Source organism: Bradyrhizobium sp. MI1.10 (assembly GCF_055811035.1).
This window is the reverse complement of record NZ_JBVVPN010000033.1, coordinates 51,348-77,853: the sequence shown is the minus strand read 5'-3', so window position 1 is coordinate 77,853 and position 26,506 is coordinate 51,348. Positions and strand designations below refer to the sequence as shown.

Annotated in this window: 30 protein-coding genes; 9 read left to right on the top strand and 21 right to left on the bottom strand. The window is 64.9% G+C overall.

Annotated features, from left to right (window positions below):
- Positions 1–114: 114 nt before the first annotated feature.
- Genes AC0L3K_RS29070 through AC0L3K_RS29060 form a run of 3 tightly spaced genes read right to left on the bottom strand, consistent with a single transcriptional unit; the run spans position 115 to position 3,895 of the window.
- The gene (locus tag AC0L3K_RS29070; RefSeq protein WP_354199906.1) at positions 115–1,179 is read right to left on the bottom strand and encodes a nickel/cobalt transporter; all 1,065 of its coding nucleotides are present in this window, start codon (positions 1,177–1,179) and stop codon (positions 115–117) included.
- The gene (locus AC0L3K_RS29065; RefSeq protein ID WP_354199907.1) at positions 1,176–1,814 is read right to left on the bottom strand and encodes a DUF1007 family protein; all 639 of its coding nucleotides are present in this window, start codon (positions 1,812–1,814) and stop codon (positions 1,176–1,178) included. The genes AC0L3K_RS29070 and AC0L3K_RS29065 overlap by 4 nt, the downstream gene beginning before the upstream one ends.
- A complete protein-coding gene (locus tag AC0L3K_RS29060; RefSeq protein ID WP_354199908.1) occupies positions 1,814–3,895 on the bottom strand; it encodes a M3 family metallopeptidase in 2,082 nt (693 codons plus the stop codon). The genes AC0L3K_RS29065 and AC0L3K_RS29060 overlap by 1 nt, the downstream gene beginning before the upstream one ends.
- A gap of 136 nt (positions 3,896–4,031) precedes the next feature.
- Here AC0L3K_RS29060 and AC0L3K_RS29055 point away from each other — a divergent pair, with 136 nt between their 5' ends.
- The 5 genes from AC0L3K_RS29055 to AC0L3K_RS29035 all read left to right on the top strand — a co-directional run bounded on the left by AC0L3K_RS29055 (position 4,032) and on the right by AC0L3K_RS29035 (position 8,830).
- Positions 4,032–4,286, top strand: coding sequence for a hypothetical protein (locus AC0L3K_RS29055; RefSeq protein ID WP_007597166.1), 255 nt, complete (start codon positions 4,032–4,034; stop codon positions 4,284–4,286).
- Positions 4,287–4,958: 672 nt separating this feature from the next.
- Positions 4,959–6,101: a type III PLP-dependent enzyme gene (locus AC0L3K_RS29050; protein WP_018453321.1), complete on the top strand. Its 1,143-nt coding sequence runs from the start codon at positions 4,959–4,961 to the stop codon at positions 6,099–6,101.
- A 129-nt stretch (positions 6,102–6,230) separates the two neighbouring features.
- Positions 6,231–6,818 carry a GNAT family N-acetyltransferase gene (locus AC0L3K_RS29045; RefSeq protein WP_473367326.1) on the top strand — a complete coding sequence of 196 codons (588 nt, stop codon included), beginning with the start codon at positions 6,231–6,233 and terminating at the stop codon, positions 6,816–6,818.
- Between the two features lie 134 nt (positions 6,819–6,952).
- Complete coding sequence (locus AC0L3K_RS29040; protein WP_007597171.1) at positions 6,953–7,342, top strand: RidA family protein; 390 nt, start codon at positions 6,953–6,955, stop codon at positions 7,340–7,342.
- Positions 7,343–7,387: 45 nt separating this feature from the next.
- A complete protein-coding gene (locus AC0L3K_RS29035) occupies positions 7,388–8,830 on the top strand; it encodes a homospermidine synthase (RefSeq protein ID WP_007597173.1) in 1,443 nt (480 codons plus the stop codon).
- Positions 8,831–8,996: 166 nt separating this feature from the next.
- Here the strand turns inward: AC0L3K_RS29035 and AC0L3K_RS29030 are convergent, their stop codons facing one another.
- From AC0L3K_RS29030 to AC0L3K_RS28975, 12 genes are all read right to left on the bottom strand, one after another.
- The gene (locus AC0L3K_RS29030; RefSeq protein WP_026232509.1) at positions 8,997–9,332 is read right to left on the bottom strand and encodes a hypothetical protein; all 336 of its coding nucleotides are present in this window, start codon (positions 9,330–9,332) and stop codon (positions 8,997–8,999) included.
- Positions 9,333–9,420: 88 nt separating this feature from the next.
- Positions 9,421–10,137 carry an MgtC/SapB family protein gene (locus tag AC0L3K_RS29025; RefSeq protein WP_473367325.1) on the bottom strand — a complete coding sequence of 239 codons (717 nt, stop codon included), beginning with the start codon at positions 10,135–10,137 and terminating at the stop codon, positions 9,421–9,423.
- Positions 10,138–10,167: 30 nt separating this feature from the next.
- Entirely contained in the window at positions 10,168–11,187 is a 1,020-nt protein-coding gene (locus AC0L3K_RS29020; RefSeq protein ID WP_473367324.1) for a WD40 repeat domain-containing protein, read from the bottom strand.
- Positions 11,187–12,236 carry a CobW family GTP-binding protein gene (locus tag AC0L3K_RS29015; RefSeq protein ID WP_007597188.1) on the bottom strand — a complete coding sequence of 350 codons (1,050 nt, stop codon included), beginning with the start codon at positions 12,234–12,236 and terminating at the stop codon, positions 11,187–11,189. The genes AC0L3K_RS29020 and AC0L3K_RS29015 overlap by 1 nt, the downstream gene beginning before the upstream one ends.
- A 54-nt stretch (positions 12,237–12,290) precedes the next feature.
- Complete coding sequence (locus AC0L3K_RS29010; protein ID WP_007597189.1) at positions 12,291–13,154, bottom strand: metal ABC transporter solute-binding protein, Zn/Mn family; 864 nt, start codon at positions 13,152–13,154, stop codon at positions 12,291–12,293.
- A 5-nt stretch (positions 13,155–13,159) separates the two neighbouring features.
- On the bottom strand, positions 13,160–14,029 hold the full coding sequence (locus AC0L3K_RS29005) for a metal ABC transporter permease (protein ID WP_007597190.1): 870 nt from the start codon (positions 14,027–14,029) through the stop codon (positions 13,160–13,162).
- A gap of 6 nt (positions 14,030–14,035) precedes the next feature.
- On the bottom strand, positions 14,036–14,791 hold the full coding sequence (locus AC0L3K_RS29000; RefSeq protein ID WP_007597191.1) for a metal ABC transporter ATP-binding protein: 756 nt from the start codon (positions 14,789–14,791) through the stop codon (positions 14,036–14,038).
- 2 nt (positions 14,792–14,793) lie between these two features.
- Positions 14,794–15,042: a hypothetical protein gene (locus tag AC0L3K_RS28995; RefSeq protein ID WP_035993672.1), complete on the bottom strand. Its 249-nt coding sequence runs from the start codon at positions 15,040–15,042 to the stop codon at positions 14,794–14,796.
- 44 nt (positions 15,043–15,086) lie between these two features.
- Positions 15,087–15,587, bottom strand: a complete 501-nt coding sequence (locus tag AC0L3K_RS28990; RefSeq protein ID WP_473367323.1) for a hypothetical protein — start codon at positions 15,585–15,587, stop codon at positions 15,087–15,089.
- On the bottom strand, positions 15,584–16,195 hold the full coding sequence (locus tag AC0L3K_RS28985) for a permease (protein WP_007597202.1): 612 nt from the start codon (positions 16,193–16,195) through the stop codon (positions 15,584–15,586). The genes AC0L3K_RS28990 and AC0L3K_RS28985 overlap by 4 nt, the downstream gene beginning before the upstream one ends.
- 255 nt (positions 16,196–16,450) lie before the next feature.
- Positions 16,451–17,047 (bottom strand): superoxide dismutase, encoded by a 597-nt coding sequence (locus AC0L3K_RS28980; protein ID WP_007597204.1) that lies wholly within the window; start codon positions 17,045–17,047, stop codon positions 16,451–16,453.
- A gap of 68 nt (positions 17,048–17,115) precedes the next feature.
- A complete protein-coding gene (locus AC0L3K_RS28975; RefSeq protein ID WP_473367322.1) occupies positions 17,116–17,304 on the bottom strand; it encodes a hypothetical protein in 189 nt (62 codons plus the stop codon).
- Between AC0L3K_RS28975 and AC0L3K_RS28970 the strand changes: the two genes are divergently transcribed.
- The 3 genes from AC0L3K_RS28970 (at position 17,285) to AC0L3K_RS28960 (ending at position 19,822) form a co-directional block, all read left to right on the top strand.
- The gene (locus AC0L3K_RS28970) at positions 17,285–17,812 is read left to right on the top strand and encodes a GNAT family N-acetyltransferase (protein ID WP_007597206.1); all 528 of its coding nucleotides are present in this window, start codon (positions 17,285–17,287) and stop codon (positions 17,810–17,812) included. The genes AC0L3K_RS28975 and AC0L3K_RS28970 overlap by 20 nt on opposite strands.
- 82 nt (positions 17,813–17,894) lie before the next feature.
- Positions 17,895–19,280, top strand: a complete 1,386-nt coding sequence (locus AC0L3K_RS28965; RefSeq protein ID WP_473255138.1) for an MATE family efflux transporter — start codon at positions 17,895–17,897, stop codon at positions 19,278–19,280.
- Between the two features lie 107 nt (positions 19,281–19,387).
- Entirely contained in the window at positions 19,388–19,822 is a 435-nt protein-coding gene (locus AC0L3K_RS28960) for a DUF2147 domain-containing protein (RefSeq protein ID WP_088941344.1), read from the top strand.
- 4 nt (positions 19,823–19,826) lie between these two features.
- Here the strand turns inward: AC0L3K_RS28960 and AC0L3K_RS28955 are convergent, their stop codons facing one another.
- On the bottom strand, positions 19,827–20,966 hold the full coding sequence (locus tag AC0L3K_RS28955; protein ID WP_354199912.1) for a DUF3095 domain-containing protein: 1,140 nt from the start codon (positions 20,964–20,966) through the stop codon (positions 19,827–19,829).
- Between the two features lie 176 nt (positions 20,967–21,142).
- Between AC0L3K_RS28955 and AC0L3K_RS28950 the strand changes: the two genes are divergently transcribed.
- Positions 21,143–21,568, top strand: a complete 426-nt coding sequence (locus AC0L3K_RS28950; RefSeq protein ID WP_219680365.1) for a ribbon-helix-helix domain-containing protein — start codon at positions 21,143–21,145, stop codon at positions 21,566–21,568.
- A gap of 4 nt (positions 21,569–21,572) precedes the next feature.
- Here AC0L3K_RS28950 and AC0L3K_RS28945 read toward each other — a convergent pair whose 3' ends face one another.
- From AC0L3K_RS28945 to AC0L3K_RS28925, 5 genes are all read right to left on the bottom strand, one after another.
- Positions 21,573–21,788 carry a hypothetical protein gene (locus AC0L3K_RS28945; protein WP_219680368.1) on the bottom strand — a complete coding sequence of 72 codons (216 nt, stop codon included), beginning with the start codon at positions 21,786–21,788 and terminating at the stop codon, positions 21,573–21,575.
- A gap of 125 nt (positions 21,789–21,913) precedes the next feature.
- A complete protein-coding gene (locus AC0L3K_RS28940; protein ID WP_354126813.1) occupies positions 21,914–22,636 on the bottom strand; it encodes an SDR family NAD(P)-dependent oxidoreductase in 723 nt (240 codons plus the stop codon).
- Positions 22,629–24,011: a class I adenylate-forming enzyme family protein gene (locus AC0L3K_RS28935; RefSeq protein ID WP_219680371.1), complete on the bottom strand. Its 1,383-nt coding sequence runs from the start codon at positions 24,009–24,011 to the stop codon at positions 22,629–22,631. The genes AC0L3K_RS28940 and AC0L3K_RS28935 overlap by 8 nt, the downstream gene beginning before the upstream one ends.
- Positions 23,998–24,243: an acyl carrier protein gene (locus AC0L3K_RS28930; RefSeq protein WP_473367321.1), complete on the bottom strand. Its 246-nt coding sequence runs from the start codon at positions 24,241–24,243 to the stop codon at positions 23,998–24,000. The genes AC0L3K_RS28935 and AC0L3K_RS28930 overlap by 14 nt, the downstream gene beginning before the upstream one ends.
- A 141-nt stretch (positions 24,244–24,384) precedes the next feature.
- Positions 24,385–26,199 (bottom strand): long-chain-acyl-CoA synthetase, encoded by a 1,815-nt coding sequence (locus tag AC0L3K_RS28925; RefSeq protein WP_354199913.1) that lies wholly within the window; start codon positions 26,197–26,199, stop codon positions 24,385–24,387.
- Positions 26,200–26,506: the final 307 nt, after the last annotated feature.

Genomic DNA, 26,506 nt, shown 5'->3' with positions numbered 1-26,506 from the left:
GTGGGGCCCTACCCGCCACCGCTGGTTGACCCGGACCGCTCGCGCACACACCCCCCCCCCGGGCCGCCGCTCGCGCGGCGAGCCACCCTCTCCCACAAGGGGCGAGGGAAAAACTCAAAAACACGTCGTCCGTTCGGCCGCGACGTAACCCAACAACAGGCCTGCGCCGAACAGCAGCACGAGGCCGGCGGCGGCGAATTCGATGCCGCGCATGAACAGTGCGCCGCTGCCGTCGCGTCCGGCGCTCAGGCGGGCGGCGATGTCCTTGGCGGAGACGGCGACCACCGCAATGGCCGCGACCGTGATCGCGGTGCCGAGCCCCATCAGCAAGGTCGCGGCGATGCCGGCCCAGAACAGGCCCTGGGCCAGCGCGAACACCAGCACCAGGATCGCGCCCGAACAGGGACGGATGCCGACGGTCAGGATCGCGGCAAAGCCGCGCCCCCAGCCACCGGGGCCGGCGAGCTCGCTCGGGGTGGGGCCGTGGGAATGGCCGCAATGCTCGTCATGGACGTGGTTATGCTGGTGGTGATGATGGGCGTGCGCATGGTGATGGTCGTGATCATGGTCATGCGGCACGCCCGCGATCGCCGGCACCGGTTGAACCGCCTGCAGCGCACGGATGAAAGTGCGGCCCTTGACCCAGACCAGGCGCAGACCGAACAGCGCGATCAACGCGTAGCTCGCGATTTCGATCACGCCCTCCGCCTTGCACATAGTCTTGGCGGTCGCATTCAGCACCCAGGCCGAGATGCCGACCATCAGGATCGCCACCAGCGACTGCATCAACGCCGAGGCAAACGACAGCGCGATGCCCCGCCGGGCGGTCTCGCGATTGGCGACGAGATAGGAGGCGATCACCGCCTTGCCGTGGCCCGGGCCGGCCGCGTGGAAAATGCCATAGGCAAAGGAAATGAACAGCAGCGTCCACACCGCGGAGCCATCGGACTTCGCGGCGCGGATGGTCGCCGACATCTGCCGATAGAATTCCGACTGTTTTGCCAACAGCCAGCCGATCAAGCCGCCGGCCTCGGGCTGGGCAGCTTGTGGCGAACGCGGCGCGCCGAACGGGTTCTGCGCGAGGAGATCGTGGAGCGCCGCATCGGTCACGCCCACGACGAGAAGAACGCCGGCGCAGACAGCGAGCCCGCGTGCCATGGGCGTGAGTTGCCGCTTCACGGGCAATCCACCGTGATCTTGTTGGCGAACATCATGCCGAAATTGGAATTCTCGCCGTTCATGAAGGTCTGCTCGTTGAGCTTCTGCGCACTCGCGGTGCCGTCGCTCGGCCGCTCCAGCTTCATCTGGCAGCCGGCGGGCGCGCCGACCAGCTTGACCGGGTTGTCCTTGGCCATCTGGAAGTCGATGAAGAAGGAACGGTCGAACACTTCGAGCATCAATTGCCTGGGCTTGAGGGGGTTCTTCAGCGGTAGCGTGAAGTGCAGGGTCAGGACAGTATCCTTGTAGTCGAGGAAGTAGTCGACCGGCTCCTGGAATCGCTCCTTCTTGCCGTCGGCTCGCGCGAAGGTGAAGTAGGCATATTCCTTCAGCGACTCGACATTGGTCTGCGCCAGCGGCCCCAGCTCCTCGCGGGTGTAGGCGCCCTTGGTCTTGCTCTCGAGCCCCTGCACCGCATAGGCCGAGAACATGTCGTCAAACGTCCAGGCGTGGCGCACGCCGGTGATGCTGCCGTCCGCGGCATAGAGCAACTCGCTGGTCGCAGTGATCCAGACATGCGGATGCGCCCGCGCCGCGCCTGCCGCGAGCGACAGGGCGACACCGAGCAGCAGCCCCAACAGGGCCCGCATGCCCATCAGGCCGCCTTCGGAGCGTCGAGCAGGCCGCGGCGACGCAAGAGCGCGTCGGGCTCCGGCGGGCGGCCGCGGAAGGCCTCATAGGCGGCTTCCGGATCGACCGATCCGCCGCTCGAGTAGATGTCATCGTGCAGGCGTTTTGCGACGGCGGGATCGAAGATGTCGCCGGCTTCCTCGAACGCGCCGAAGGCGTCGGCATCCATCACCTCCGACCACATGTAGCTGTAATAGCCGGCGGCATAGTGATCGCCGGTGAAGATGTGACCGAATTGCGTGGGACGGTGACGCAGCGAGATCTCCTCGGGCATGCCGATCTTTTCCAGCTCGCGTCTCTCGAAGGCGCGGACATCCTGCGCGGCGGAGGCCGGCTGGGTGTGGAATTCGAGATCGATCAGCGCCGAGGAGACGAACTCGACGGTGGCAAAACCCTGGTTGAATTTTCGCGCGGCCAGGAACCGTTGCAGCAGATCGTCCGGCAGCGGCTCGCCGGTCTGGTAGTGGCGGGCGAATTGCTGCAGCACCTCGGGCCGCTCCTGCCAGTGCTCGTAGAGCTGCGACGGCAACTCGACGAAATCGGTGAACACGGAGGTGCCCGACAGCGACGGATAGGTCACGTTGGAGAGCATGCCGTGCAGGCCGTGGCCGAACTCGTGGAACAGGGTGCGGGCGTCGTCCGGCGACAGCAGCGAGGGTTCCCCATCCGCGCCCTTGGAGAAGTTGCAGATGTTGAGGATCAGCGGCGCGACCTCGCCGTCGAGCTTCTGCTGGTCGCGCAGCGAGGTCATCCAGGCCCCGGAGCGCTTCGACGGCCGGGCGAAGTAGTCGCCATAGAACAGCGCCTTGTGCTTGCCGTCCTGCCCCTTCATCTCCCAAACCCGGACGTCCGGATGCCAGACCGGCACGTTCTTGCGCTCCTCGAAGGTGACGCCGAACAGGCGCGTGGCACAGTCGAAGGCGGCGGCGATCATGTGATCGAGCGCGAGATACGGCTTGATCGCGGCATCGTCGAAATTGGCGCGCTGAAGGCGCAGCTTTTCGGCATAGAAGCGCCAGTCCCAGGGGGCGAGCTTGAAATTGCCGCCCTCCTCCGTGATCAGCGCCTGCATGTCGTCGCGGTCGGCGAGCGCCCGCGCCCGCGCCGGTTTCCAGACCCGCTCCAGAAGGCCGCGCACCGCTTCCGGCGTCTTGGCCATGGAATCCTCGAGCCGGTAGGCCGCGAAAGTCGGATAGCCCAGGAGATTGGCGCTCTCCTCGCGCAGCTTCAGGACCTCGACGATGGTCGCGTTGTTGTCGTTGGCGTTGCCGTTGTCGCCCCGCGCGGTGAAGGCCTTGTAGACCTTCTCGCGCAGGTCACGCCGGGCCGAGCTCTTCAGGAACTGTTCGACCGAGGAGCGCGACAGGGTGACGATGGCCTTGCCGGCCATGCCGCGTTCTTCCGCCGCAGCCTTGGCACTGGCGACAAAACTCTCCGGCAGGCCCTGGCGGTCGGCTTCGCCGAGCTCCATGAACCATTCCTGCTCGTCGCCGAGCAGATGATGACTGAAGCTGGTGCCGAGCTGGGCGAGTCTCTCGTTGATCTCTGCCATCCGCGCCTTGGCCTCTTCGGAGAGGCCCGCGCCGGAGCGGTGGAAGCGGGTGTAGGTACGCTCGAGCAGGCGGAGCTGTTCCGGTGTCAGACCGAGATTGGCGCGGTTCTCGTGCAGCTGGGCGATGCGACCAAACAGCACGGCGTTCATCATGATCGGATTCCAGTGCCGCGCCATCCGCAAGGAAACCTCCTTGTCGATCTCCAGGATGGCCGGGTTGGAATGCGCCGAGACGAGGTCGTAGAAGACCGAGGCGACCTTGCTGAGCAGCTTGCCCGAGCGCTCCAGCGCCGTGATGGTGTTGGCGAAGTCGGCCGCGGTCGGGTCGTTGGTGATCGCAGCGATCTCGGCGGAGTGGTCCGCGAAGGCCTGCTCGAAGGCCGGCAGGAAGTGCTCCGGCTTGATCTCATCGAAGGGCGGGGTCGCAAATGGCGTCACCCAGGCCTTCAGCAGCGGGTTGGTCTCGGAGTCCGTAGTTTGGCGGGTTTCTGACATTACAAGTCCCGATTTGTGGCTCGATTGTTGCGGCCAGCTATAGCACGCGATAGGGCTTTTTTGGGCCATTTGCCCTTGCTCCCGGCTGCCTTTTCGGGGAGATTGCGGCCCTTCAAAGCCTAGGACCCCTGAGCTCATGAACGCGACTTCCTCGTCTTCCCGTCGGATCGTCTGGCCGAGCGTCATCACCGTCATCAGCGCCGCCATCCTTATCGGCGCCGAGGTGTTCGGCGCGGCGTTTGCCGGCGGCTGGGCGCTCGCGATCCTGTTCGGGCTGGGCGAGCAGGGCACGCACATCCTTCAGGCCGCGCTGTTCGCGCTCGGCGTGCTCGTCATGACTGCCTTCATCCGCGCCGCTCAGCGCGTCGAGCCGTTCACGAAGCGCGGCTGAAGCGCGCACGCGCGCGAGTGACGCGCGCCGCACAGAAAACTTAACGCGCGTTCATCTTCCGCGTCGCTCGCGCAACACTGCGCAAGCAGATGTTAGGCAATTCTGTTCGCAGCCTAAAAAATCTCTTGCGAAGCAGAGTCAAAACACTTATGTGCGGATTGCCCAATTTCGCACGTGCCTGTGGTCGTGTGTCAGTCGGTAGGTATCCGGACAAGAGGCCGGACAGCCGCCAAGGGGCGAAGAAGCCGAGGGGCCCTTCGGAAGTGTGGAAGTCGGAAGGCTCATAGCCGGAAGACGAAAGCAAACCCGGAGCGTCCAGCATCTCTCTCAAAGAGATGCCTTGTCGAAGGTGACTTTGCTCTTTGCAACCGTGACTGGCAGCCGGAGGCGAACCGGCGCACCCCGCTCTCAACGGGGGACGCGACTTAAAGCAACGACGGATCGGGCTTTTTTGGTCTCTACCGGCAGTCCAACGCCGGCGCGGGCTACTGAAAAGGCTTGTCCTTCATTGCCAGGTGTGCGGGCGGGAACATTCCCAACCAATCCACGGCAGCACAGTCTGATCTGAGTCTTTGGCTCGTCGCGCCTCCATCGCGCGATCTGGCCGGAGCGCTCTTATCCGACGTCATTTTTTGAACGGATCCCCGTCGCTGGGCCGTTTGGGAGAGTGCTATGACCGACCGTATCCAGGAATTCCTGCGCAACCGCCGCAGCGAGGGCCTCGACACCGAACCGTGCCTCGTCGTCGACCTCGAAGTCGTGCGCGACAATTACCAGACCTTTGCCAAGGCGCTGCCCGACAGCCGCGTGTTCTATGCGGTCAAGGCGAACCCGGCGCCGGAAGTGCTGGCTTTGCTCGCCTCCATGGGCTCCTGCTTCGACACCGCCACGGTCGCCGAGATCGAGATGGCGTTGGCCGCCGGTGCGACGCCCGACCGCATCTCCTTCGGCAACACGATCAAGAAGGAGCGCGACATCGCGCGTGCCTTCGCGCTCGGCATTCGGCTGTTCGCGGTCGATTGCGCCGCCGAAGTCGAGAAGGTCGCCCGTGCCGCTCCCGGCGCAAAGGTGTTCTGCCGCATCCTCTATGACTGCGCCGGCGCCGAATGGCCGCTGTCGCGCAAGTTCGGCTGCGACCCGGAGATGGCCGTCGACGTGCTCGACGTTGCCAAGCGTCTGGGCCTGGAGCCGTGCGGCATCTCCTTCCATGTCGGGTCGCAGCAGCGCAAGGTGAAGGCGTGGGACCGTGCGCTGGCGATGGCCTCGCAGGTGTTCCGCGACTGCGCGGAGCGCGGTATCAACCTGACCATGGTCAACATGGGCGGCGGTTTCCCGACCAAGTACCTGAAGGACGTGCCGCCGGTGGTCACCTACGGGCGCTCGATCTTCCGCGCGCTGCGCAAGCACTTCGGCAACCAGATTCCGGAGACCATCATCGAGCCGGGCCGCGGCATGGTGGGCAACGCCGGCATCATCGAGTCCGAGGTCGTGCTCATCTCCAAGAAGAGCGACGAGGACGAGGTGCGCTGGGTCTATCTGGACATCGGCAAGTTCGGCGGTCTCGCCGAGACCATGGACGAGTCGATCCGTTACGCCATCCGCACCCCGCATGACGGTGCGGACATGACACCGTGCGTGCTCGCTGGGCCAACCTGCGACAGCGCCGACGTGCTGTACGAGAAGAACCCGTATCCGCTTCCGGTGACGCTCGAGATCGGCGACAAGCTGCTGATCGAAGGCACCGGGGCCTATACGTCGACCTACTCGGCGGTGGCGTTCAACGGCATCCCGCCGCTGAAGACCTACCATATCTGATCGCCTCTCTTTCCGAGGCCTGACGAACCCGGGAGCCGGCTTGCCGGCTCCTCCCTGACATTTCGATCTGACGACGCCTTGGACCGGCGTGCTTTGCGCACGTCGGTTTCAAGCGGGGAATGACGCGCCATGACTGCTCTTCGGAAGACACAGATTGACCCCACCTCGAAAGCCGCTCCGTTCGCGATCCGTGCGGAGCGTGCGGCCGACGTTGCGATGCGTGAAGCGCTGCTCGATGCGTCCTTTGGCGATAACCGCCATGGCCGCACCTGCCAGCGCCTGCGCGACGGACGCGCACCCGCAGCCGGCCTTGCGCTGGCCGCGATGCGCGAGGGGAAGCTCGTGGGAACCGTGCGGCTGTGGCACGTCAGCGCCGGAGGCAGGCCCGCTCTGGTCCTCGGACCGCTGGCGGTGGACCCTGCCTGCCGCGAGCTCGGGATCGGCGCCGCGCTGATGCAACAAGCGCTGGCTGCCGCCCGGGCGCGCGGGCATGCCGCCGTGATCCTGCTCGGCGACGCCCCTTACTACGCCCGCTTCGGCTTCTCGGCCGACAACACCGGCGCACTGGGGCTGCCCGGCCCGTTCGAGCGCGACCGCCTGCTGGCGATCGAATTCCAGGCCGGTGTGCTGGATGGCGCCGCCGGGATGATCGTCCCGACTGGCGCGGCCCTACCCAAACGGAGGGTAGTTCGCGGCCTCGAGGCGCGCGCGGCGTAAGGGATTGCCATGATCGCGATGACCAAAGCCGCGGCGAGCGGAGATGCTCGCGCGACCCTTTGCTTTAGGGTTGCGCGGGCCTGAGAAACGCCCTTTAACCCGCCAAACGCCCCCTTCAGTCGAGGCCCAAGACCATGTCCCGTCGCCTGATCTCCACCGGCTCTCCGCTTGAGAAGACCGTCGGCTACAGCCGCGCCGTGATCGACGGCGAGTTCGCCTTCGTCGCGGGCACCACCGGCTATGACTACACGACGATGGCCATGCCGGCCGATGTCACGAGCCAGTCACGCAACTGCTTCAAGACCATCGAAGCCGCCCTGCAGGAGGGCGGATTCGAGATGGCCGATATCGTCCGCGCGACCTATTACGTCACCGACGCTAGCTATATCGATGCCCATTTCGCCGTCTGCGGCGAGGTTCTCGGTGACATCAGGCCGGCCGCGACCTTGGTGGTCGTCAGCGGCCTCGCCAAGCCCGAGATGAAGGTCGAGATCGAAGTCACCGCCAAGCGCCGTAGCGCTTGATCCACCCACCCTTTGTCCGCCAGCACGTTCCGGAGAAACCATCCCATGAGCCCCGCCTCGCAGATCTACGCGAAGATCACTGGTCCCATCGTCATGGTCGGCTTCGGCTCCATCGGGAAAGGCACGTTGCCGCTGATCGAGCGGCATCTCGATTACGACAAGTCGCGCGTCACCGTGATCGATCCCAAGGACGAGGGCCGCAAGGCGCATTGCGAGAAGCACAATGTGCGTTTCATCCAGAAGGCCGTGACCAGGGACAATTATCGCGAGTTGCTGACCCCGCTGCTCACTGAGGGCGGCGGCCAGGGCTTTTGCGTCAATCTCTCGGTCGATACCGGTTCCACCGACATCATGGAGCTCTGCAACGAGCTCGGCGCTCTCTATATTGACACCGTCAACGAGCCCTGGCTCGGCTTCTATTTCGACTCCTCGAAAGGCCCGGAAGCGCGCTCCAATTACGCCCTTCGCGAAGCGACGCTGGCTGCCAAGAAGGCGCGCCCTGCAGGCTCGACGACGGCGGTCTCCTGCTGTGGCGCCAATCCCGGCATGGTCTCCTTTTTTGTGAAGCAGGCGCTGCTCAATGTCGCCGCCGATCTGAAGCTCAATGCCCCCAAGCCGAAAACCAAAGCCGAATGGGCGGACTTGATGCGACAGGCCGGCATCAAGGGCATCCACATCGCTGAACGCGACACCCAGCGCTCCAAGAAGCCGAAAGAGCCGGATGTCTTCGTCAACACCTGGTCGGTGGAAGGTTTTCTGTCGGAAGGCGTGCAGCCATCAGAACTCGGCTGGGGCACCCATGAAAAATGGATGCCCGAAAATGCGCGGACTCACGAAGCCGGCTGTGGCGCTGCCATCTATCTGATGCAGCCCGGCGCCAACACGCGCGTGCGCACCTGGTGCCCGACCCGCGGCGCGCAGTATGGCTTCCTCGTCACCCACAACGAGTCGATCTCGATCGCCGACTATTTCACCGTGCGCGACGCATCGGGGACGGCGGTGTACCGTCCGACCTGCCACTATGCCTATCATCCGGCTGACGACGCCGTGCTGTCACTGCATGAAATGTTCGGCCGCGCCGCGAAGATGCAGGAGAAGCACCACATCCTCGACGAGAACGAGATCGTCGACGGTATCGACGAACTCGGCGTGCTGCTGTTCGGCCATGACAACAATGCCTATTGGTACGGCTCGCAGCTCTCCATCGAAGAGACCCGCAAGCTCGCGCCCTACCAGAACGCCACTGGCCTGCAAGTGACCTCCGCCGTGCTCGGCGGCATGGTGTGGGCGCTCGAAAACCCGAAGGAAGGCATCGTCGAAGCCGACGAGATGGATTTCGATCGCCTGCTGGAAATTCAGCTGCCGTATCTCGGCCCGGTGAAGGGGTTTTATACCGACTGGACGCCGCTGACGGATCGTCCGGGACTGTTTCCGGAGGATATCGATACGAGCGATCCCTGGCAGTTCCGGAATGTCCTGGTGCGGTAAGGGCGGCGCGCGCCTCGCCCATTGCTGTCATGCCCCGCGAAGGCGGGGCATCCAGTACGCCGCAGCCTCTCCGTATCCACGCACAACCTCTGGGATACTGGATCGTCCGCCTTCGCGGACGATGACAGCGAGCGCGCGGCCGTGACCTGACCTGACCTGACCTGACCTACTTCCTCTCAATCGGCGGCGCGATCTTCTCGGCTGGCGCTGGCGGCAATGCTGGTTTGGCCGCGCCGGCAGCCCCTTGCGTCTGCGGCTCGGGTCGCGCCGGCTCTGGGGCGGGCGTGGTCGGCCGGTCGCCGCCGGGCTTGGCTTCCGCGGGCTTGTTCTGATCGTCGGACGGCGTGCCTTGAAGGGGTTGCGTCGCCTGGGCCGTCTGCATCCGGGTCTCGGCGCGGATTTGCGCCAGCGACATGCCTGACACCACGACGCCGGCTGCGAACAGCGAGCAGGCCACCATCAGGTCGAGCTTCAGTCTGCGCTTGTCATATTGGCCGGGCATGTCGATCACCGCCTTTGTCTGTGGGATCAACGAAATCGCCGGTCTGCGGTTCCCTGCCCGTGACGGCCGGAACTCGACGCCTGCGCGCTCAATCCGTGGTGCTGACTTCCCAGGTGGCGTGGCGGACGCCGGGCAGGTGCTGGAGATCGGTCGCCACCGCATTCAGCTCGTTCGGGTCGACGGCGGTCGCGACCAGCTTTGCCACGATCTCGATCAAATCATCCCCGGTTTCGACCATTTCGATATCGGCCACCAGATATTTTGCGCCCTCGAGCTTCTCGACGAGCCGGTCACGCATGTCGGGCAAGGCGTCCGGTGCGACCGCGAGTTTGAAGTAATAGGTCGCCTCGGAAGTCTTCTCGTTCAGCGGGATGCGGTTGATGGCGTTGACCAATGGCCGCAGCATGGTGTTGCCGGCAATCACGAACACCGTCAGCGCCGCCGCCTGGGCGATCATGTCCGCGCCGGCGCAGGAGCCGACCGCGGCCGAAGCCCATAGCGTCGCCGCGGTATTGAGCCCGCGCACGTCCATGCCCTGCTTCATGATGACGCCGGCGCCGAGAAAGCCGATGCCCGAGACGACGTAGGAGATCACCCGCACCGCGCCGTCGGCGCCGGTCAGGTGCATGGCGAGATCGACGAAGGCGGCGGCGCCGACCGCGACCAGCACGTTCGTACGCAGGCCCGCGGTGCGCTGGCGGTACTGCCGCTCGGCACCGATCAGCGTGCCCAGCACGAAGGCCGTGAACAGACTGACCAGCGTGTCCGCAAAGTCAGCGATCTGGAAGGTCGTCAGAAACCGCATGGCCCCATCTACGGCCGGAACGATGACAGATCAAAGCTCCAGCAGCCCGCCATCCCCATTTTCGTCGGCGAACGCCAGCAGCGTCCCCTTGGCGTTCCAGGCGAGCGCGGCCACCGGCGGCGTGCCATTGCGGCGGACAAGGATCTCGGCGCCGTCCTCCAGACGCACCATCAGCACGGTGCCGTCGCTATAGCCGGCGGCGAAGATGTCGTTCCTGGGATGGCATGCGACGACCGACACGCGCGCCTGGAGCGGCGCGAGCATCGCGGGCTCCTTGCCCATCGGGCCGTCCTTGCTGGCAAACGGCCACAGGATCACCGTGTCGGCGCCCGAGGTCGCCAGCGCCTTGCCGCCCGCGCTCCACGACATCGAGCGGACGCGGCCGGGATAGCCGGTCATACGCATGTGCCTGTTGTCGGCAAGCCGCCACCCGTGCAGCGCGGATTCGTGCATCGTGGTGACCAGGAATTTGTTGTCCGGGCTGAAGGTGACGCCGAGATGCGAGCCAGCCCAGGGCAGGAATTCGGCCGATCCCGCCATGTTGGGAAACCACAGCGTCGCGCCGTTGTAATGGGCGATCGCGAGACGCTGGCCCTTCGGCGCAAACGCGAGGCCGCCAACGGTTGAGGGCACCTCAAGCGACTTCTCCTCGCTCTTGCCGCTCCTGAAGAAAGCGGTCTTGCCGGCCGACCAGGCGTAGGCACCGTCCGGATGCAGCGCCACCGCATCGATCCAGCGCCGTTTCGGGTCGCTCGCAAGCAGCGTCACCTCGCCCTTGGCGTCGAGCGACACGACTTTTCCATCGTCGCCGCCCATCACGAGGCGCTTGCCATCGGAGGCGGCCGAGAGAATGCCGCCGCTGTGCACGGCGACCTTGCTGATCTCGCCCTGGCCATCCACGAACGCGACATTCTCCTCGCCGCCGACGAAGGCAGCGCGGGGCCCAAGGAAATGCACGGAGGTCACGACCATGCCGAGCGCGAGCGGCTTGACGCGCTCGGTGACGGAGACGATCGAGGCGGAATCGGCGGGCGGCGTAAACTCTTTCATCACGAGACGATGCAGCTCTCAAAACCCTGGCGAATGAGATCTTGCGGCAATTCGCGGCCGATGAAGACGAGGCGGCTCTCGCGCGGCTCGCCGTCCTTCCACTTCCGCTGGTGGTTGCCCTCCAGCATCATGTGGACGCCCTGGAAGACGTAACGGTCGTCGTCGTCGTGGAAGGCGAGGATGCCCTTGGAGCGCAGGATCTTGCCGCCCTCCACCTGCACCAGATTCTGGAGCCAGGGCATGAACACGTTGGGATCGAGCGGCTTGTCGGTCTTGAGCGACAGCGATTGCATATCCTCGTCGTGATAGTGCTTCAGGCCGTGGCCGTGATCATGATCGTGATGATGGTCGTGGCCGTGGTGATGATGATCATGGTCGTGGTCATGATCATCGGCATTCAGGAAGTCCGGCTCGATGTCGAGGATGCGATCGAGGTCGAAGGCGCCGCGGTCGAGCACGTCGGCCAAAGCCACCGAGCAGCGCTCGGTGCGGTGCAGCTTCGCATAGGGGTTGATGGCACGGATGCGGGCCTCGACCTCGGCAAGCTCGCCCTTGGTGACGAGATCGGTCTTGTTCAGCACGATGACGTCGGCAAAGGCGATCTGGTTCTTGGCCTCGGGCGCGTCCTTGAGACGGTCGGACAGCCATTTTGCGTCCGCAACCGTGACCACCGCATCGAGACGCGCGTTCTTCTGCACGTCCTCGTCGACGAAGAAGGTCTGGGCCACCGGTGCCGGATCGGCAAGACCGGTGGTCTCGACGATGATGGCGTCGAACTTGCCCTTGCGCTTCATCAGGCCTTCCATGATGCGCACGAGATCGCCACGCACGGTGCAGCAGATGCAGCCGTTGTTCATCTCGAACACTTCCTCATCGGCGCCGATGATGAGGTCGTTGTCGATGCCGATCTCGCCGAATTCGTTGACGATGACGGCGTACTTCTTGCCGTGGTTTTCCGACAGGATGCGGTTCAACAGCGTGGTCTTGCCGGCACCGAGATAGCCGGTCAGGACGGTCACGGGAATTTTTGGGGCGGTCGCTTCAGACATAACAACTCCGGACTTCGGGCTTTTCGCGCGACGCGAGGCGGGGTGGCCCCTGCCCTAGTGGTCAAGCGCGCTGGTCAGGGCCTTTATATTGTGCCTGACCATATCAATGTAAGTGGGTGCAGGCCCCTTTTCGCCGGTCAAACCGTCCGAAATCAGGGTCCCGCCGACTTTTGAGCCGGTCTCCGCCGCGATCCGCCGGATCAGCCGGTCGTCGCTGATATTTTCCAGGAACACGGCTGGGATTTTCTGGGCCTTGATCTGGCCGATGATGGTGGCGATGTCCCGCGCGCTGGGCTCGGTTTCCGTGGAGACGCCGAGCGGCGCGATGAATTGGACGCCGTATTCGGCGGCGAAATAGCCGAAGGCGTCATGGGTCGAGATCACCTTGCGCCGCTCCTGCGGGATTTTGGCCACGGCATCGCGGACCTCGCGGTCAAGCGTTTCGAGCTTTTCCAGATAGGCCTTGGCCTGGGCGCGGAAGAGCTCCGCGTCATCAGGGTCGGCCGCGGCCAGCGCATTGGCGATGTCGGTGACGTAGATTTTGGCGTTGGGAACGGACTGCCAGCCATGCGGGTCGGCGGCCGAACCAAGCTTGAGCGGCGCGATGCCGGCGCTCGCGGTGATCACCTGCGCCTTGGATCCGGAGGACTGCACGAGGCGCGGCAGCCAGCCCTCGAGACCAAGGCCGTTGACGATGACCAGCTTTGCGTCCGCGATCCGCTTCGCATCGCTGGGCGCGGGCGTGTAGACGTGGACGTCGCTGTCGGCCCCGACCAGCGTCGTCAGATTGATCCGGTCGCCGCCGACATTACGGACGAAATCGGCGAGGATCGAGAAGCTCGCGACGACCTTCAGCTGCTCCGCAGCGTGCAGCGGCGAGGCGATCAGCAAGAGCACACAAAGCAGGATGCGCCGCATCGCTGTCACGCTTCCAGATGCCGGCCGGGAAACAGCTGCCTGACGACGCCGCCGACCCGGCCGAACAGGACGGAGACGGTGTAGAGCGCGCTCGCCACCAGAATGATCGCAGGGCCCGAGGGCACACGGGTCTGGAACGACAGCACAAGACCTGCATAGCCGGAGACGGCGGCAGCGACGACCGCGATGCAGATCATGACGGTGAGATCGCGCGACCAGAACCGCGCGATGCCGGCCGGCAGGATCATCAGGCCGACCGCGAGCAGCGTGCCGAGCGCCTGAAAGCCGTTGACGAGGTTGATCACGACCAGCGCAAGGAAAGCGAGATGCGCAGGCCCGCCAGCCCGGCTCACGGTGCGCAAGAACAAGGGATCGACGCTCTCGATCACCAGCGGGCGATAGATCACGGCGAGCACCAGCAGCGTCACCGTGGCGTTGAAGGCGACGACCAGCAGCGTCTGATCGTCCATCGCGAGGATATTGCCGAACAGCACGTGCAGCAGGTCGATATTGGTGCCCTTGATCGAGACGATGGTCACGCCCAGTGCCAGCGAGGCCAGATAGAAGGTCGCGAGCGAGGCATCCTCCTTCAACCCGGTCGAGCGTGCGACGAGGCCTGCGAGGATCGCGACGGCAAAACCCGCGATCAGGCCGCCGGCCGTCATCGCGAACAGGTTGAGACCGGAAAGCAGGAAACCGACAGCGGCGCCGGGGAGGATGGCATGCGCCATGGCGTCGCCGACCAGGCTCATTCGCCGCAACATCAGGAACACGCCGATCGGCGCGCCCGCGAGCGACAGCGCGATGACGGCCGCGAGCGCACGTCGCATGAACTCGAATTCGGTGAACGGGCCGATCAGCGCGTCATAGAGCATCGGATATCAAGCCGCCCGTGAGCGGGCATCATCGGCCGAGCAGGCGGCGGCGCTGTCGTCGAAGGCTTCGCACATCCGCATCGCGACCATAAGGTTTTCCGGCGTCAGCACCTCTGCCGTCGGGCCCCACGCCACGGGCCCGCGCGCCAGCACCAGCGTCTCGCTGAAATGGGTGCGCACCATCTCCATGTCGTGCAGCGCGGCGAGGACGGTGCGGCCCTCGCCATGCCAGTGCTTCACCAGCGCCAGCAGATCGGCCGTGGTCTTGCTGTCGATGGCGTTGAAGGGCTCGTCCAGCACGATCAGCCGCGCGTCCTGGAGCAGCACGCGCGCAAACAGCACGCGCTGCATCTGGCCGCCCGAGAGTGTGCCGATCGGGCGGTTTTCGAAACCGTTGAGACCGACGGAAGCGATCGCGCGGAGGATCTTTTCGCGCGCCGCCTTGCCGATGCCGCCGAACAGGCCGGTCCCGCGCCATAGCCCGGTGGCAACGAAGTCCAGCACCGAAATCGGGAAGCTGCGGTCGATCTCCGCACTCTGCGGCAGATAGGCGATATCGCGGCTGTCGAGCCCGCCGAGATGGATGCTGCCGTCGAGTGGTCTGAGGATGCCGACAATGCCGCGCAGCAGTGTCGACTTGCCGGCCCCGTTCGGGCCGATCACGGCCAGCAACGCGCCCGGGGCGACCTCACCATTGAGGTGGTGCACGGCCGGGTGACGGTCATAGCCGAGCGTAACGTTGTGGAAATGCAGCGCCGCCATGGTCACCTCATCGCCAGGAAGACCACGCCCCAGAGCACGGCACAGACCGAGAGCGCGGCCGCGAGGCGGGCGGCCATCGTCATGCGCAGGATCGACCAATGCGCCGCCTGAGCCGGATGCGGAGAGGCCGCACCATGGATGTGTGCGTGGGTATGATCGTGTCCATGCGAATGCCCGTGGTCACGGGAATGATCATGGGAATGGCCATGAGCATGATCGTGATGATGGGCTTGGGACGCGGCGGGAACCATGCCGAAACGTTATATTATAACATTACCTCTGTCCACGCCGGGCTCTAGGGCTTCCCGATCACCATGGCGATGGCGGCGGCGAGGAACGGGAACGGCACCGAAACCGCACAGCGGAACCAGACGAAACGGGCCGGCATGAACGGAATTTCCCACAAAATCACCCGCTGGAAGGCAAACAGCGCCCAAGCGACGACATAGGCGACCACCTGCGGTACCCCACCGCCCGATTTCAGCGCCACCGTACCGATCGAGAACCCGATCACCGGGCCGCCGGGGGTCGCGGCCCCGGCGACCACGGCAGTCGCGACCCCGAGCCAACCGCTGTCCGGGCCGAGCCAGCCGCTGATCACCTCCTGCGGGATGATGGCGGCGATGTAGCCGGAGCCGATCACCCCCAGCGCGATCCGGGGCACGATGTTGATGAAGTCCATGGAGCCTTCGCGCAGCGAGGCCTTGAACACCGGTGGGCCGCGGCGAAAGGCGATCAGGCCGACGCCGAACACCGAGCCCCACAACAGGATGTCGATTAGAAGCGCGGCGCTCAATTCTCGTCGTCCTTCAGGGCTGGCTTCGGATAGAGCCGGACATAGACGAAGCGGCCGAGCGCGCCTGCGAGCACCGGCAACGGCAGCGAGATGACGATGCGCCACAGCGTGAAGTCGGTACCCATGATCGGGATTTCCCAAGCCACCGCCCGGCCATAGCCGATCAAGGTCCAGCTCACGACCATGGCGATGGTGGCACCGAAATCGGCGCCGACCGCGAGCAACGCACTCGCCACGGGATAGGCGGTGAAGGGACCGCCGGGCAGGATCGCGCCGAAGGCAGTGCCGATCAGAAGGCCTTTCAGGCCCGATTTCGGCCCGAGCGCGCGCGAGACTTTTTCGTGCGGCAGGATCTCGGAGATGAACGCACCGAGCAGGCAGCCGGCCAGCACGCGCGGCAGGATGCCGCCGAACAGCGAGAGATCGTGGGTCAGGATCTCGAGAACACCGTCGGTGCCGTCACGCCGCCAGACCAGACCCGCGCTCACCGCCACCAGCGCTGCGATGATGATGGTCGACCAGCCGATCGGCTTGCGCACGCGCCCCGGCCGTGGCTCGGAGTCCGCGTCCTCGGCGGGCGCCGGGTCTTTCGGGGAGGGTTCTGACAACGGGCGCGTTCGGCTCGAGGGTGATGCCCGTCCTGATTAAGGGCGCCGCAGATGCGATGCAAACAGTACGATGACGGGAGCGATGCGCACCTCGCGCAGGGCCATGCGGGGCCGAATTCCGCACAGCAAAAAGGCGGCCGCACGTGCGACCGCCTTCCGTTGTTTCCGTCATTCCGGGGCGGCGAAGCCGAACCCGGAATCTCGAGATTCCGGGTCTGGTGCTAGCGCACCATCCCGGAATGGTGGCGTAAAATCTTACGCCTTGTCGAACAGGGACTCGACGTATTCCCAGTTCACGAGGTTCTCGACGAACGCCTTGAGATAGTCCGGACGGCGGTTGCGATAGTCGATGTAGTAGGAGTGCTCCCAGACGTCGCAGCCGAGGATCGGGGTGGCGCCGTGCACCAGCGGATTCTCGCCGTTCGGGGTCTTGGATATCTCGAGCTTGCCGTTCTTGACTTGGAGCCAGCACCAGCCGGAGCCGAACTGGCCGACGCCGGCCGCCTGGAAGTCGGTCTTGAACTTCTCGAAGCCGCCGAGATCCTCGTTGATCTTCTTCTCGATCTTGCCCGGCAGCTTGGTGCCGCCGCCATTGGGCTTCATCCAGCTCCAGAAATGGATGTGGTTGTAGTGCTGGCCGGCATTGTTGAACACCGCGGGGTTCTTGCCGAACGAGCCCTTGACGATCTCCTCAAGGGACTTGCCTTCCCATTCGGTGCCCTTGAGCGCGTTGTTGCCGTTGGTGACATAGGCCTGATGATGCTTGTCGTGGTGGAATTCGAGCGTTTCCTTCGACATGAATTGCCCGAGGGCGTCATAGGCGTAGGGGAGTGGGGGCAGCGTAAAGGTCATGGGTGTTGTCCGCGACTGATGGGGGAACGAGACTTAACGGTCACCCCTTATAGAAGGTTCCGTGGCCGTTAAATACCGCGAATTTTCCAGAAGGCATGGTGCGGCGGCTTGGCCGGATTGCATAAAATCGTCGCAAGGATGTCGGTCGTTTCAACCGGGCCGTAAAATATCATTGCCTTTGAGGTGCTTATGGCAGAACCAAACGCACCGGCGGCACGGAGATGCGAAGAGAGAGCGATGAGCATCGAGATCGACATTTTGAACGGCGACGCCTCATGGCCGATCGCACAGCCCCTGCTCAGCGCCGTCTGGGGACGCGACGCCGTCGAGAAGCCCTCCTGGGCTCACGTCAAATGGGCCAATGCCGATTTGCGCGTGCTGATCGAGACGCCCGAGGATGGTCTCGTCTGCCATGTCGGCATCTATTTCCGCACCGTCACCTGGAACGGGCAGAAGGTTCACATCGGCGGCATCGGCGGCGTCTGCACGCGGGAGGACCGGCGCGGCCGCGGCTATGCCACCATGGCGATCGACGCCGCGCTGCATACCATGCGTGCCAACGAGGCGGTCCGCTTCGCGCTGCTGTTCTGCGAGCCGCACAATGTCGCGTTCTACCAGAACCGCAGCTGGCTCCCCTTCAAGGGCGAGGTCTATTGCGAGCAGCCGGAGGGGCGGATCCGCTTCACCCACATGGCGCCCTATGTCTGCAACATCGTCAGCGCGCCGACGCTGGGCACCATCGACCTCTGCGGCCTGCCCTGGTGAGCCCTGCGTGAAGCGAGGCTGGCGCCGGCGCCGCACGCCATATAGTATGTCGGTCATCATCCAATATTCCGCGCGGTGACACATGACGATCGACGCCTCGATAGACGCCGTGCCGCCGCCTGCCCCGGTCGCCTCCCCCATCGCCGGCTTGCTGACGGCACCGATCCTGCCCACACTGCTGCGGCTTGCGATCCCCAACATGATCGCGATGGTCGGCAGCACGCTGGTTGCGGTCGCCGAGACCTCCTATATCGGCCGGCTCGGCACCATCCCGCTCGCAGCGATCGCGCTGGTGTTTCCGTTCGCCATGCTGACGCAGATGATGAGCGCGGGCGCGATGGGCGGCGGCGTCTCGTCTGCGATCAGCCGCGCGCTCGGCGCCGGCGATCGGACCCGTGCGGCGACGCTGGCGCTGCACGCCGCCATCATCGGCCTCTGCGGCGGGCTTTTCTTCACGGTGACGATGCTCGTCTTCGGCCGCTCGTTCTTCATGCTGCTGGGCGGGCGCGAGCGTGTACTCGAGGAAGCCAGCGGCTATTCGCAAATGCTGTTCTCCGGCGCGGTCGCGATCTGGCTCGTCAACACGCTGGCCTCGGTGATCCGCGGCACCGGCGACATGCGTCTGCCCTCGATGGCGCTGATCGGGACGAGCGTGCTCCAGATCGCGCTCGGCGGCACGCTGGGGCTTGGCCTATTCGGCGTGCCGCAATTCGGCATGCCCGGCGTCGCCGCCGGTCAGTTGATCGCGTTCACCTGTGCTGCGATCTTTTTCCTCTGGTATCTCTGGTCCGGCCGCAGCCGGCTGCCGCTGGATTTCCGCGCCTTCCATTTCGATCGCGCGTTGTTCTTCGACATCCTCAAGGTCGGCGCGGTCGCCTGCCTGTCGCCGCTCCAGACCGTGCTCACCATTTTGATCTTCACCAAGATCCTGGCGACCTTCGGCACCGAGATGCTGGCCGGTTACGGCATCGGCTCGCGACTGGAATTCTTGCTGATCCCGATCACCTTCGCCTTCGGCATCGCATCGGTGCCGATGGTCGGCATGGCGATGGGCGCCGGACAGGTGAGGCGCGCGCGGCGCGTGGCCTGGACCGCGGCCGCGGCCTCGGGAATTACGGTCGGCCTGATCGGCCTCGTCATCGCGCTCGATCCGTCTCTGTGGGTTTCGCTCTTCACCAGGGATGCCGGCGTCGCCGCCGCCGCGCACAGCTACTTCCACTGGGCGGGCCCGACCTTTGTGTTCTTCGGCATGGGCGTGTCGCTGTATTTCTCCTCGCAAGGCGCGGCGCGGGTCGGCGGTCCCGTGCTCGCCTCCACCGCGCGCCTTCTGATCGTCGCGATCGGCGGCGGCACCCTCATGATGGCGCAGGCTCCAGCCTGGACCCTGTTCGCACTGGTCGGCGGCGCCATGGTGGTGTTCGGGCTGTCGACCGCAGGCTCGGTCGCCTTGGTGCGCTGGGGCAAATGAGCGCAGGTCAATGCACGCAGGCAGATAAACGCAGGAATGTGATTCCATCCAGCGTTGCACTATCCTGCTGGGCTGCTATGGAGGCGCTCCACCTCGGGGCTCTCTTCATGACTTCCAGATTCGCTGCTCTCATCGTCCTTCTGGCTGCGTTCCTTGGCGCGACTGCCGCCCATGCGCAGAGCGCCGACGGGACCTGGCTCACCCAGGCCGGGGATGCCCGCGTCAAGATCAGCAAATGCGGCGGCGGCATCTGCGGCAACGTCGTCTGGCTGCGTGAACCCCACGACACCGCGACCGGCCAGCCCGCTACCGATAGCAAGAATCCCAATCCCGCCCTCGCCAGGCGCCCGATGATCGGCTTGCCATTGTTCAGCGGCATGCAGCCTTCAGGACCGAACAAATGGTCGGGCCAGATCTACAATGCCGACGACGGCAGCACCTATGCGAGCAGCGTGACCGTGACATCTGCGGATTCACTGCGGGTCGAAGGCTGCGTCGGCGCGCTCTGCGGCGGCGAAACCTGGACCCGCGCGGGGCGCTAGCGCTTCACGCCATCATTGCCTTCAGCGCCGTCGCCGCCGAGGCGTAGCCGCCCCGCGCACCGTCGATGAAATGGACGTGGTCGCTGCGGAGCGCCGACGGGGTGAAGCAGGTCATCATCGCGGCGTCCTGCTGGTGGAGCCCGTAACGCACGATGCCGTCGCGCGCGGCAGTCGCGAGGCGATCGCTGAGCGCGCGTTCGAGCTCCGGCGTACAGTCGAGGATCATGCGCAGGCCGTCGTCGTATTTGCGGAAGTCGGAGTTCTCCACGACCTGCCGCTTATAAAGCTTCGGCACGAAGCCGCCGAGCTTGAGGTCGAAGCGCATGATCAGATAGACGAACAGCGTGTAGGCCAGCACGCTGGCGCGGCGTGCGAACAGCGGACCTCCGCGCTTGGTGCGCGCCTCATATTCCAGCCCCTGCGGCGGCCATGTCAGCGGTGGCCCTTGTGGCGGCACGGGCCGACCGGCATCCGGGCTGCGCTCGACGAGATGGATGATGTCCTCGATCACGTTGCGGAATGCCGAGGGATCGGCGCCCTGGGCCGGCATGACCAGCACGGACAGGATCAGGCCGCGCGCAGCCGGAATCACCTCGAAGCGGCAGGACAGGCCGGAGAGATCGGGCTGCGTGCCCGCGGGCGCTTCGGCGATCGCAAACTCGCTGCGCTTCATCGCAGCGTCCGCCCAGGCGAGCCCGCCGCCAGAAAACATCGCATACGACAAATTGGCCGACGGACCGAAGCGCGCGACGCGTACGTCTAGGCCGTGACCGCGGATGGCCCTGACTGGCACCAGCGCGACGCGCATCCGCAAGTCGAGATCTTCCCGGACCCAGGTCGCGGTCGCAGCCAAAGCCTCGCGGGCCAGTTCGAGATCATTAGGCGCGACCGCAAAACTCGCGCCGTCTCCGCCGAACACGAAGGGAAATTCGCGTCCCTCCAATGCGTTCGTCACCGCCGCGATCACGGCGGCACCGGCCATGTTCACCGCCTTGTAGCGCTGCGCCGCGATGGCCTTGGTGGAATCCACGATGTCGGCAACGCCGATGCTCCAGTCGTCGGGCAGCGGCGAATACAAAGCGGGGTCCATCAGGCTGGTGAAGCCGCGAAAGACCGGAATGCCGCTATAGAACGCTGATGTCATCGGATGATGCCGGATAGTTGGGACGCACGTCCAAAGAGACATACGTGGAAGAACCGATTCGGGTTCGCCGGGGGGCGCCCTTGCAACCATTGGCCGAAATGGACCCGGACAACAAGATGAGGGCGCGCTGCAATGCCACAGAAGGTCATTGATCGGCATCAAACAGTTGGCCGTAAATGGCGTCTAGTCTCGATGATCTCACACGGTTGCGCGGGAACATCGACGTGTCCGACTTCGACAGGAAGGACTCCATCGCTCCGGTAAGCCGGCGCACTGGCCGTGATCCGATCAGCGCGGTGAAGATGCCGGAAAGCCTGACCGCGGCCGTCGATAGCTGGGCGGAAACCCATCACCTGTCGCGCTCCGATGCCATTCGTACGCTGGTCGAGCTGGGCCTAAAGGTCGCGCCCCCGGCACTCCCGCCAGGGCACCCGCTCGCCTCGGATGCCACCAGGATCGAAGAGCTTGCAGTGCATGAGCTCGAGGCGCTGCTCGATCCTGCCCTGTCTGAAGACGAACGCGAGCGCCGGATCCGCCGCCTGACCGACGGCCCGCCGGAGTTCTCACACGAACGGATTGACCTGCCGAAGCACCGGACCTGAACGTCTAGTGCAACTTCTCGACCTCGCGCTTGCGTAGCGCGGATGAGGGTACGTCATGGCAGCCGACCAGACGCACGAATTTCTGCGGATACATTTCGTAACCGTGATCACCTGAATTTTGATGAGACATCGGTTGGCAGTGAACGGTCTGGCAGTGGACGTCGCTTTGCTGTGCGGAAGATGGCTTTGCCGACGCCTTGTCCGGGCTCGCAGCGGTCATGGACTGCTCCCTGTCGATTAGGGCAGATCGATTGACGTAAGCCAATCAATTGCGCGGCATCTTAGGACCAAATCCGGATGATGTCATTGCGCCGGATCAATGCAATTGTGGCAGTAGAGTTCCGCCTACGCCGTGTTGCCCGCGTCGACCGTGAACACGCTACCCGTCACGTTGCTCCCGCCCTCGCCCAGCAGATATTCCACCATGCGCGCGACGTCGTCGGTCTCCGGCAGGCGCCGCAGCGCGCTGCGGCCGGCGATGCGCTTTCGGCTATCGTCGGAGAGATTGTGCGTCAGCTCGGTGTCGATGAAACCGGGCGCGATCGCGTTCACGGTGATGCCGAGCTTGCCGACCTCGCGCGCAAGCGAACGGGTGAAGCCGGTAGCGGCGGCCTTGGTCGCACCGTAAACGGAGAGGCCGTTATAGCCGGTGGTCGCGATGATCGACGAGATGTTGATGATGCGGCCGGCACCGTCGGCCATCATCTGCCGTGCGACATATTTGGTGAGAATGATCGGTGACAGCACGTTGAGCTGCACCAGCGCCTCGATCTCGGAATTGTGCATGGTCGCGAGCAGGCCTTCGGTGCCGAGGCCGGCATTGTTGACGAGGCCGTAGATCGGGCCGAATTCATCGCGCACGAGTTTTGCGAAAGCGGGAATCGCGTCGATCACGGCGAGGTCGCAGGCGCGGAAATGCAGGCGCCCCTCCGACCCGGCAATCGCCGCCTTGAGCGCGTCGCTCTCGCGCCGCGCCGCCGCGATCACGTTGTAGCCGCCATCAACAAGCCGCTGGCCGATTGCAAGGCCGATGCCGCGGCTACCACCCGTGACGAGAACATTATGCATCGGTGCGCGCCAGTTTGCCGGCCGGGGTGACGTCGAGCGCCTCGACGAAGCGGATCACCGCCGGCACCTTGTGGGACGCGAGCTGCGCGCGGCACTGATCCAGGATCTGGTCGCGGATCTCTTTCGCGCGCGCCGTATCGGTACCGTCGGCGAGGATCGCGTCGGCGACGACGATGCCGCCGGTGATCGGGCTCTTGCGTGACTTCGCCCGCGACATCCGTACGTCGGGATGACGGTTGATCACCGCCTCGATCTCTTCGGGGTGAACCTTCAGCCCACCGATATTGATGATGCCGCCGCGGCGGCCGACGAAATAGTAGCGGTCGCCGCGCAATTCGACGATATCGCCGCTATCGACATACCCGTCCGCATCGGTGAGCGCGGCCGCGTCGCGGCCGATATAGGCGTGCGCTGTGCGGGTCGAACGGATGCGTAGCGAGCCGTCGACGACCTTCATTTCGACGCCGTTGCGGTTGCCGAGATAGTCCGCCGGAAAGCCTTCCAGCCCGTCATTGACGGCAAAGCCGACGCCGGCCTCGGTTGATGCATAGGCATGGCCGACGGAGGAATTCGGGAACGCCGCCTTCAGGCCGTCCAGCACCGCCTGGTCGGCGATCTCGCCGGAGAGGCGGACATAGCGCGGCGCGAACTGCGCGGCCGAGCCGCTCATCAACAATTTGCGCCAGTGCGAGGGCGTGCCGGAGATATGGGAGACGCCGCGCGCGTTCAGCCGCGTGACGTGATCGCCGAGCGCCTCATGCGGATCGGACAGCACCATCGAGCCGCCCGAGAGGACGGCGCGGAGGAATATCTGCAGGCCGCCATAGCGGCGGATGTCGTAGAACGTCGCCCATATTGGCGCGGGTCCGCGCGCCGGGCCTTCGGCGACGATGGCGCCGGTGAGTGCTTCCAGCGTATGGCCGACGATTTTCGGCACGCCCGACGTGCCCGAAGTGAGCATCAGCCACTCCGTGGCACATTCGGTCCTGGCCGGCGCAGTGGCTTGAAGCGGCAGTTGTGCGGTGACGACCAGCGGCACGCCGGTCTCGGCCCAGCGATCGGGCTCGTCGGTGACGACGGCATCGATCCCGGCATCCGCCATCAGCGCATCGAGATGCGCGGGGTTGAGATCGGGCGGGCATAGCAGCATGCGGCGGGCAATACCGTCGAGCTCGATCATGGCAAGACCCGATCGGAGCTGGTCGGACAATTTCAGCAGCACGGCGCGGCCGGACAGCTCGCCCAGGCGGCCAGCCAGGACCGTCTGCGACAGGATATCCGTCAGCGACACGACATCCTGCGCGTCCGACAGCGTGCGTCCGGTCAGCTCCGCGCCAAGATGGTCGCGGAGCGCAAAGATCTCACGCGGGGACATTTTCGTAGGCCCGCACTAAATCGCCCACGGTGGCAGGGAACGCTGCGTCCTCGGAAATGGTGAAAGGGTCGACGCCGGTCTCGTCCTCGAGGCGCGCCACCAGGATGGCGAAGGCGAGCGAGTCGAAGCCCGTCTCGTGCAGGGACAGATCGTCCGAGAGTGCGGGAAGCGCGACGTGCTGTTCCTTGGCGATCTGCTGGATCGCTTCGATGACCTTAGACCGTACCGACATGGCTGGCTCGCTTCTGTTGTCGTTCGTGTTCCGGCGGCTCTTGATGACCGCCTCCCTTGGCCGCTTGTTTACCCGACAGAAGTAAATGGCTTCTTGGACAATTCGGATAAAATTGGACCTATCTGGCGGATTTTCGCGCGGCTAGAGCCGGATCGTACCCTCGTTGATTTGCGCATATGTCTCTGCGTCCAGCGCGACATAGGCGCCGGTTTTCGGGTCCAGCATGAACAGCGGATCGGAGACCGCGCCCGGATCAAATCCCTCGCGCGCGAGCTCGGCCTTTTTTTGCTTGAACGTCTCGGTCGCATCGAGCTCGCGCGAGATGCGTATGAAGACGGGGTGAGCATAGGCCGGCAGGCGCTGTGCGAGATGGGCGGGCAGCGCCTCGACAGCAAAGCCCTCGTTCACCACGATCGCGCTCATGCCGGCGCGGCCATCGGTGCCGGGGATGTTGACGCCGTAGGTGGTGGCGTCGATCACGCCGGTGAAATTGCGAACGGCGTCATTGACCTCCGAGGTCGCGACGTTCTCGCCCTTCCAGCGGAAGGTGTCGCCAATGCGGTCGACGAAGTGGAAGAATCCCTTCTCGTCGAGCCGCATCAGGTCGCCGGTGCGGAACCAGGAATCGCCCTTGGCAAAGACATCGCGCAGGATCTTCTTCTCGGTCTCGCTCGCCTCGGTGTAGCCCTCGAAGCGGCCGCCGCCCTCATCCGCCGTGCCGATGCGGCCTATGGCTTCGCCGGCTTCGCCGCGCGCGCAGGCGATGCAAAACCCCTCTGCATTGCGCAGCGGCGCGCCGTTATCGGGATCGAGCTTGACGAGACCGGCAGGGAAACGATGCGCAAGCAACGGCGGAACGCGACCGATCGCGCCGGGCTGGCCCTCGACGTTGAACAGCGAGAAATTGCCTTCCGTCGCCGCGTAGAATTCGAGGATACGCGGAATGGCGAAACGCGCCTGAAAATCGTCCCAGATATCACCGCGCAGGCCGTTGCCGCAGACGAGCCGCAGGCGATGCCGGTTCTCGTATTCCGACGGCGGCGCCTTGAGCAGGTAGCGACAGAGCTCGCCGATATACTGAAACAGCGTACAGTCGTGGCGCACAATGTCGGGCCAGAAATTCGAGGCCGAGAATTTTTCCGCGATCACCACCGCACCGCCGGCAGCGAGCATGCTGCATGGCGCGACGATGCCGCCGACCGAGTGGAACAGCGGCAGGCAATCGTAGAGCCGATCCTGCGGCGTCGCGCCGGTGAGGCCGGCGAACCAAAAGCCCCAATTGAGGATGCGGCGGTGGCTGATGCTGGCGGCTTTCGGCAGGCCGGTCGTCCCGGACGTGTAGATCAGCAGGGCCCGGTCGTCGATGGTGACGTCGCCGCGCTCGTCCGGCGAAAGCGGCCCGTCGTCGAGGGCGGCAAGCGCGACATCGATCGCACGTTCGCTGCGGGCATCGCCATGAGTCCAGACCTTTGCTTCCGTGTTCAGGGGTGGCGACGCGCCGTCCAGCGCATCCTTGAGCTCGTGCGCGACAATGATGTGAGCGGGCCTTGCGACACCGATGCAATGCGCGAGCGACCGGCCGACGAGCTTGGTGTTGATCAGCGCGACCACGCCACCGACCCGGCTGATGCCGAGCCAGGCCGCGACATAGTCGATGCCGTTCGGCATGATCAGCGCGACACTGTCGCCCTTGGCCACACCGGCCGAGCGCGCCCACCGCGCATAGCGATTGATGCGTTTCGAAAGCCCCTCATAGTCGAGGCTCGCGTCATCGGTGGCCAGCGCAATGCGATCGGGCTGGCGCTGCGCCCAATCATCGACGACGTCGGCGAACAGCCGGCCCGGCAACGTCTCGATCCGTGCGGTGAGCTCGATCGCCTTCAGCCAGATTTTCGAAGCCGAAGGTGCGCGCGCGGCTTTCGGTTGCTCGATGACGCCGGTTGTCATGCCGTTCATTCTTTCGGAACGTGTCTGCTGGTTCCGAGAGCTTAGCTCGCACGCCCTGCCCAGGTGTTAAGAGACAAGGTAAAACCGGGTTAGTGCGCGATTAACTCTAGTCATCCTTTACCAAACCGGTGGGATGGGCGTGCGCAGCCACAGCCTTTGCAGTATCTCATCGTGCGTGGAAGCTTCCCCTCTCGCCTTGTTGGAGAGGGTGGCTCGCCCCAAAGCGGCGCGGCGGGTGAGGGGGCACACTCCCCGAGTTGAAGGGCGGCGAGTGACCCCGCAAACCCCGCGTCGCCCCCCCATAGACCCCAAACGG

Excerpts from the sequence above, each read along its gene's own strand:
- AC0L3K_RS28940 (WP_354126813.1), bottom strand. The coding sequence starts at position 22,636 with ATGCATAATGTTCTCGTCACGGGTGGTAGCCGCGGCATCGGCCTTGCA.
- AC0L3K_RS28930 (WP_473367321.1), bottom strand. The coding sequence starts at position 24,243 with ATGTCGGTACGGTCTAAGGTCATCGAAGCGATCCAGCAGATCGCCAAG.
- AC0L3K_RS29015 (WP_007597188.1), bottom strand. The coding sequence starts at position 12,236 with ATGTCTGAAGCGACCGCCCCAAAAATTCCCGTGACCGTCCTGACCGGC.
- AC0L3K_RS29010 (WP_007597189.1), bottom strand. The coding sequence starts at position 13,154 with ATGCGGCGCATCCTGCTTTGTGTGCTCTTGCTGATCGCCTCGCCGCTG.
- AC0L3K_RS28955 (WP_354199912.1), bottom strand. The coding sequence starts at position 20,966 with ATGACATCAGCGTTCTATAGCGGCATTCCGGTCTTTCGCGGCTTCACC.
- AC0L3K_RS28995 (WP_035993672.1), bottom strand. The coding sequence starts at position 15,042 with ATGGTTCCCGCCGCGTCCCAAGCCCATCATCACGATCATGCTCATGGC.
- AC0L3K_RS28975 (WP_473367322.1), bottom strand. The coding sequence starts at position 17,304 with ATGTCGATCTCGATGCTCATCGCTCTCTCTTCGCATCTCCGTGCCGCC.
- AC0L3K_RS28925 (WP_354199913.1), bottom strand. The coding sequence starts at position 26,199 with ATGAACGGCATGACAACCGGCGTCATCGAGCAACCGAAAGCCGCGCGC.
- AC0L3K_RS29020 (WP_473367324.1), bottom strand. The coding sequence starts at position 11,187 with ATGAAAGAGTTTACGCCGCCCGCCGATTCCGCCTCGATCGTCTCCGTC.
- AC0L3K_RS28965 (WP_473255138.1), top strand. The coding sequence starts at position 17,895 with ATGACGATCGACGCCTCGATAGACGCCGTGCCGCCGCCTGCCCCGGTC.
- AC0L3K_RS28945 (WP_219680368.1), bottom strand. The coding sequence starts at position 21,788 with ATGACCGCTGCGAGCCCGGACAAGGCGTCGGCAAAGCCATCTTCCGCA.
- AC0L3K_RS29035 (WP_007597173.1), top strand. The coding sequence starts at position 7,388 with ATGAGCCCCGCCTCGCAGATCTACGCGAAGATCACTGGTCCCATCGTC.
- AC0L3K_RS28935 (WP_219680371.1), bottom strand. The coding sequence starts at position 24,011 with ATGTCCCCGCGTGAGATCTTTGCGCTCCGCGACCATCTTGGCGCGGAG.
- AC0L3K_RS29055 (WP_007597166.1), top strand. The coding sequence starts at position 4,032 with ATGAACGCGACTTCCTCGTCTTCCCGTCGGATCGTCTGGCCGAGCGTC.
- AC0L3K_RS29000 (WP_007597191.1), bottom strand. The coding sequence starts at position 14,791 with ATGGCGGCGCTGCATTTCCACAACGTTACGCTCGGCTATGACCGTCAC.
- AC0L3K_RS28980 (WP_007597204.1), bottom strand. The coding sequence starts at position 17,047 with ATGACCTTTACGCTGCCCCCACTCCCCTACGCCTATGACGCCCTCGGG.
- AC0L3K_RS28950 (WP_219680365.1), top strand. The coding sequence starts at position 21,143 with ATGGCGTCTAGTCTCGATGATCTCACACGGTTGCGCGGGAACATCGAC.
- AC0L3K_RS29030 (WP_026232509.1), bottom strand. The coding sequence starts at position 9,332 with ATGCCCGGCCAATATGACAAGCGCAGACTGAAGCTCGACCTGATGGTG.
- AC0L3K_RS29040 (WP_007597171.1), top strand. The coding sequence starts at position 6,953 with ATGTCCCGTCGCCTGATCTCCACCGGCTCTCCGCTTGAGAAGACCGTC.
- AC0L3K_RS29005 (WP_007597190.1), bottom strand. The coding sequence starts at position 14,029 with ATGCTCTATGACGCGCTGATCGGCCCGTTCACCGAATTCGAGTTCATG.
- AC0L3K_RS28960 (WP_088941344.1), top strand. The coding sequence starts at position 19,388 with ATGACTTCCAGATTCGCTGCTCTCATCGTCCTTCTGGCTGCGTTCCTT.
- AC0L3K_RS29045 (WP_473367326.1), top strand. The coding sequence starts at position 6,231 with ATGACTGCTCTTCGGAAGACACAGATTGACCCCACCTCGAAAGCCGCT.
- AC0L3K_RS29060 (WP_354199908.1), bottom strand. The coding sequence starts at position 3,895 with ATGTCAGAAACCCGCCAAACTACGGACTCCGAGACCAACCCGCTGCTG.
- AC0L3K_RS29065 (WP_354199907.1), bottom strand. The coding sequence starts at position 1,814 with ATGGGCATGCGGGCCCTGTTGGGGCTGCTGCTCGGTGTCGCCCTGTCG.
- AC0L3K_RS28970 (WP_007597206.1), top strand. The coding sequence starts at position 17,285 with ATGAGCATCGAGATCGACATTTTGAACGGCGACGCCTCATGGCCGATC.
- AC0L3K_RS29025 (WP_473367325.1), bottom strand. The coding sequence starts at position 10,137 with ATGCGGTTTCTGACGACCTTCCAGATCGCTGACTTTGCGGACACGCTG.
- AC0L3K_RS29050 (WP_018453321.1), top strand. The coding sequence starts at position 4,959 with ATGACCGACCGTATCCAGGAATTCCTGCGCAACCGCCGCAGCGAGGGC.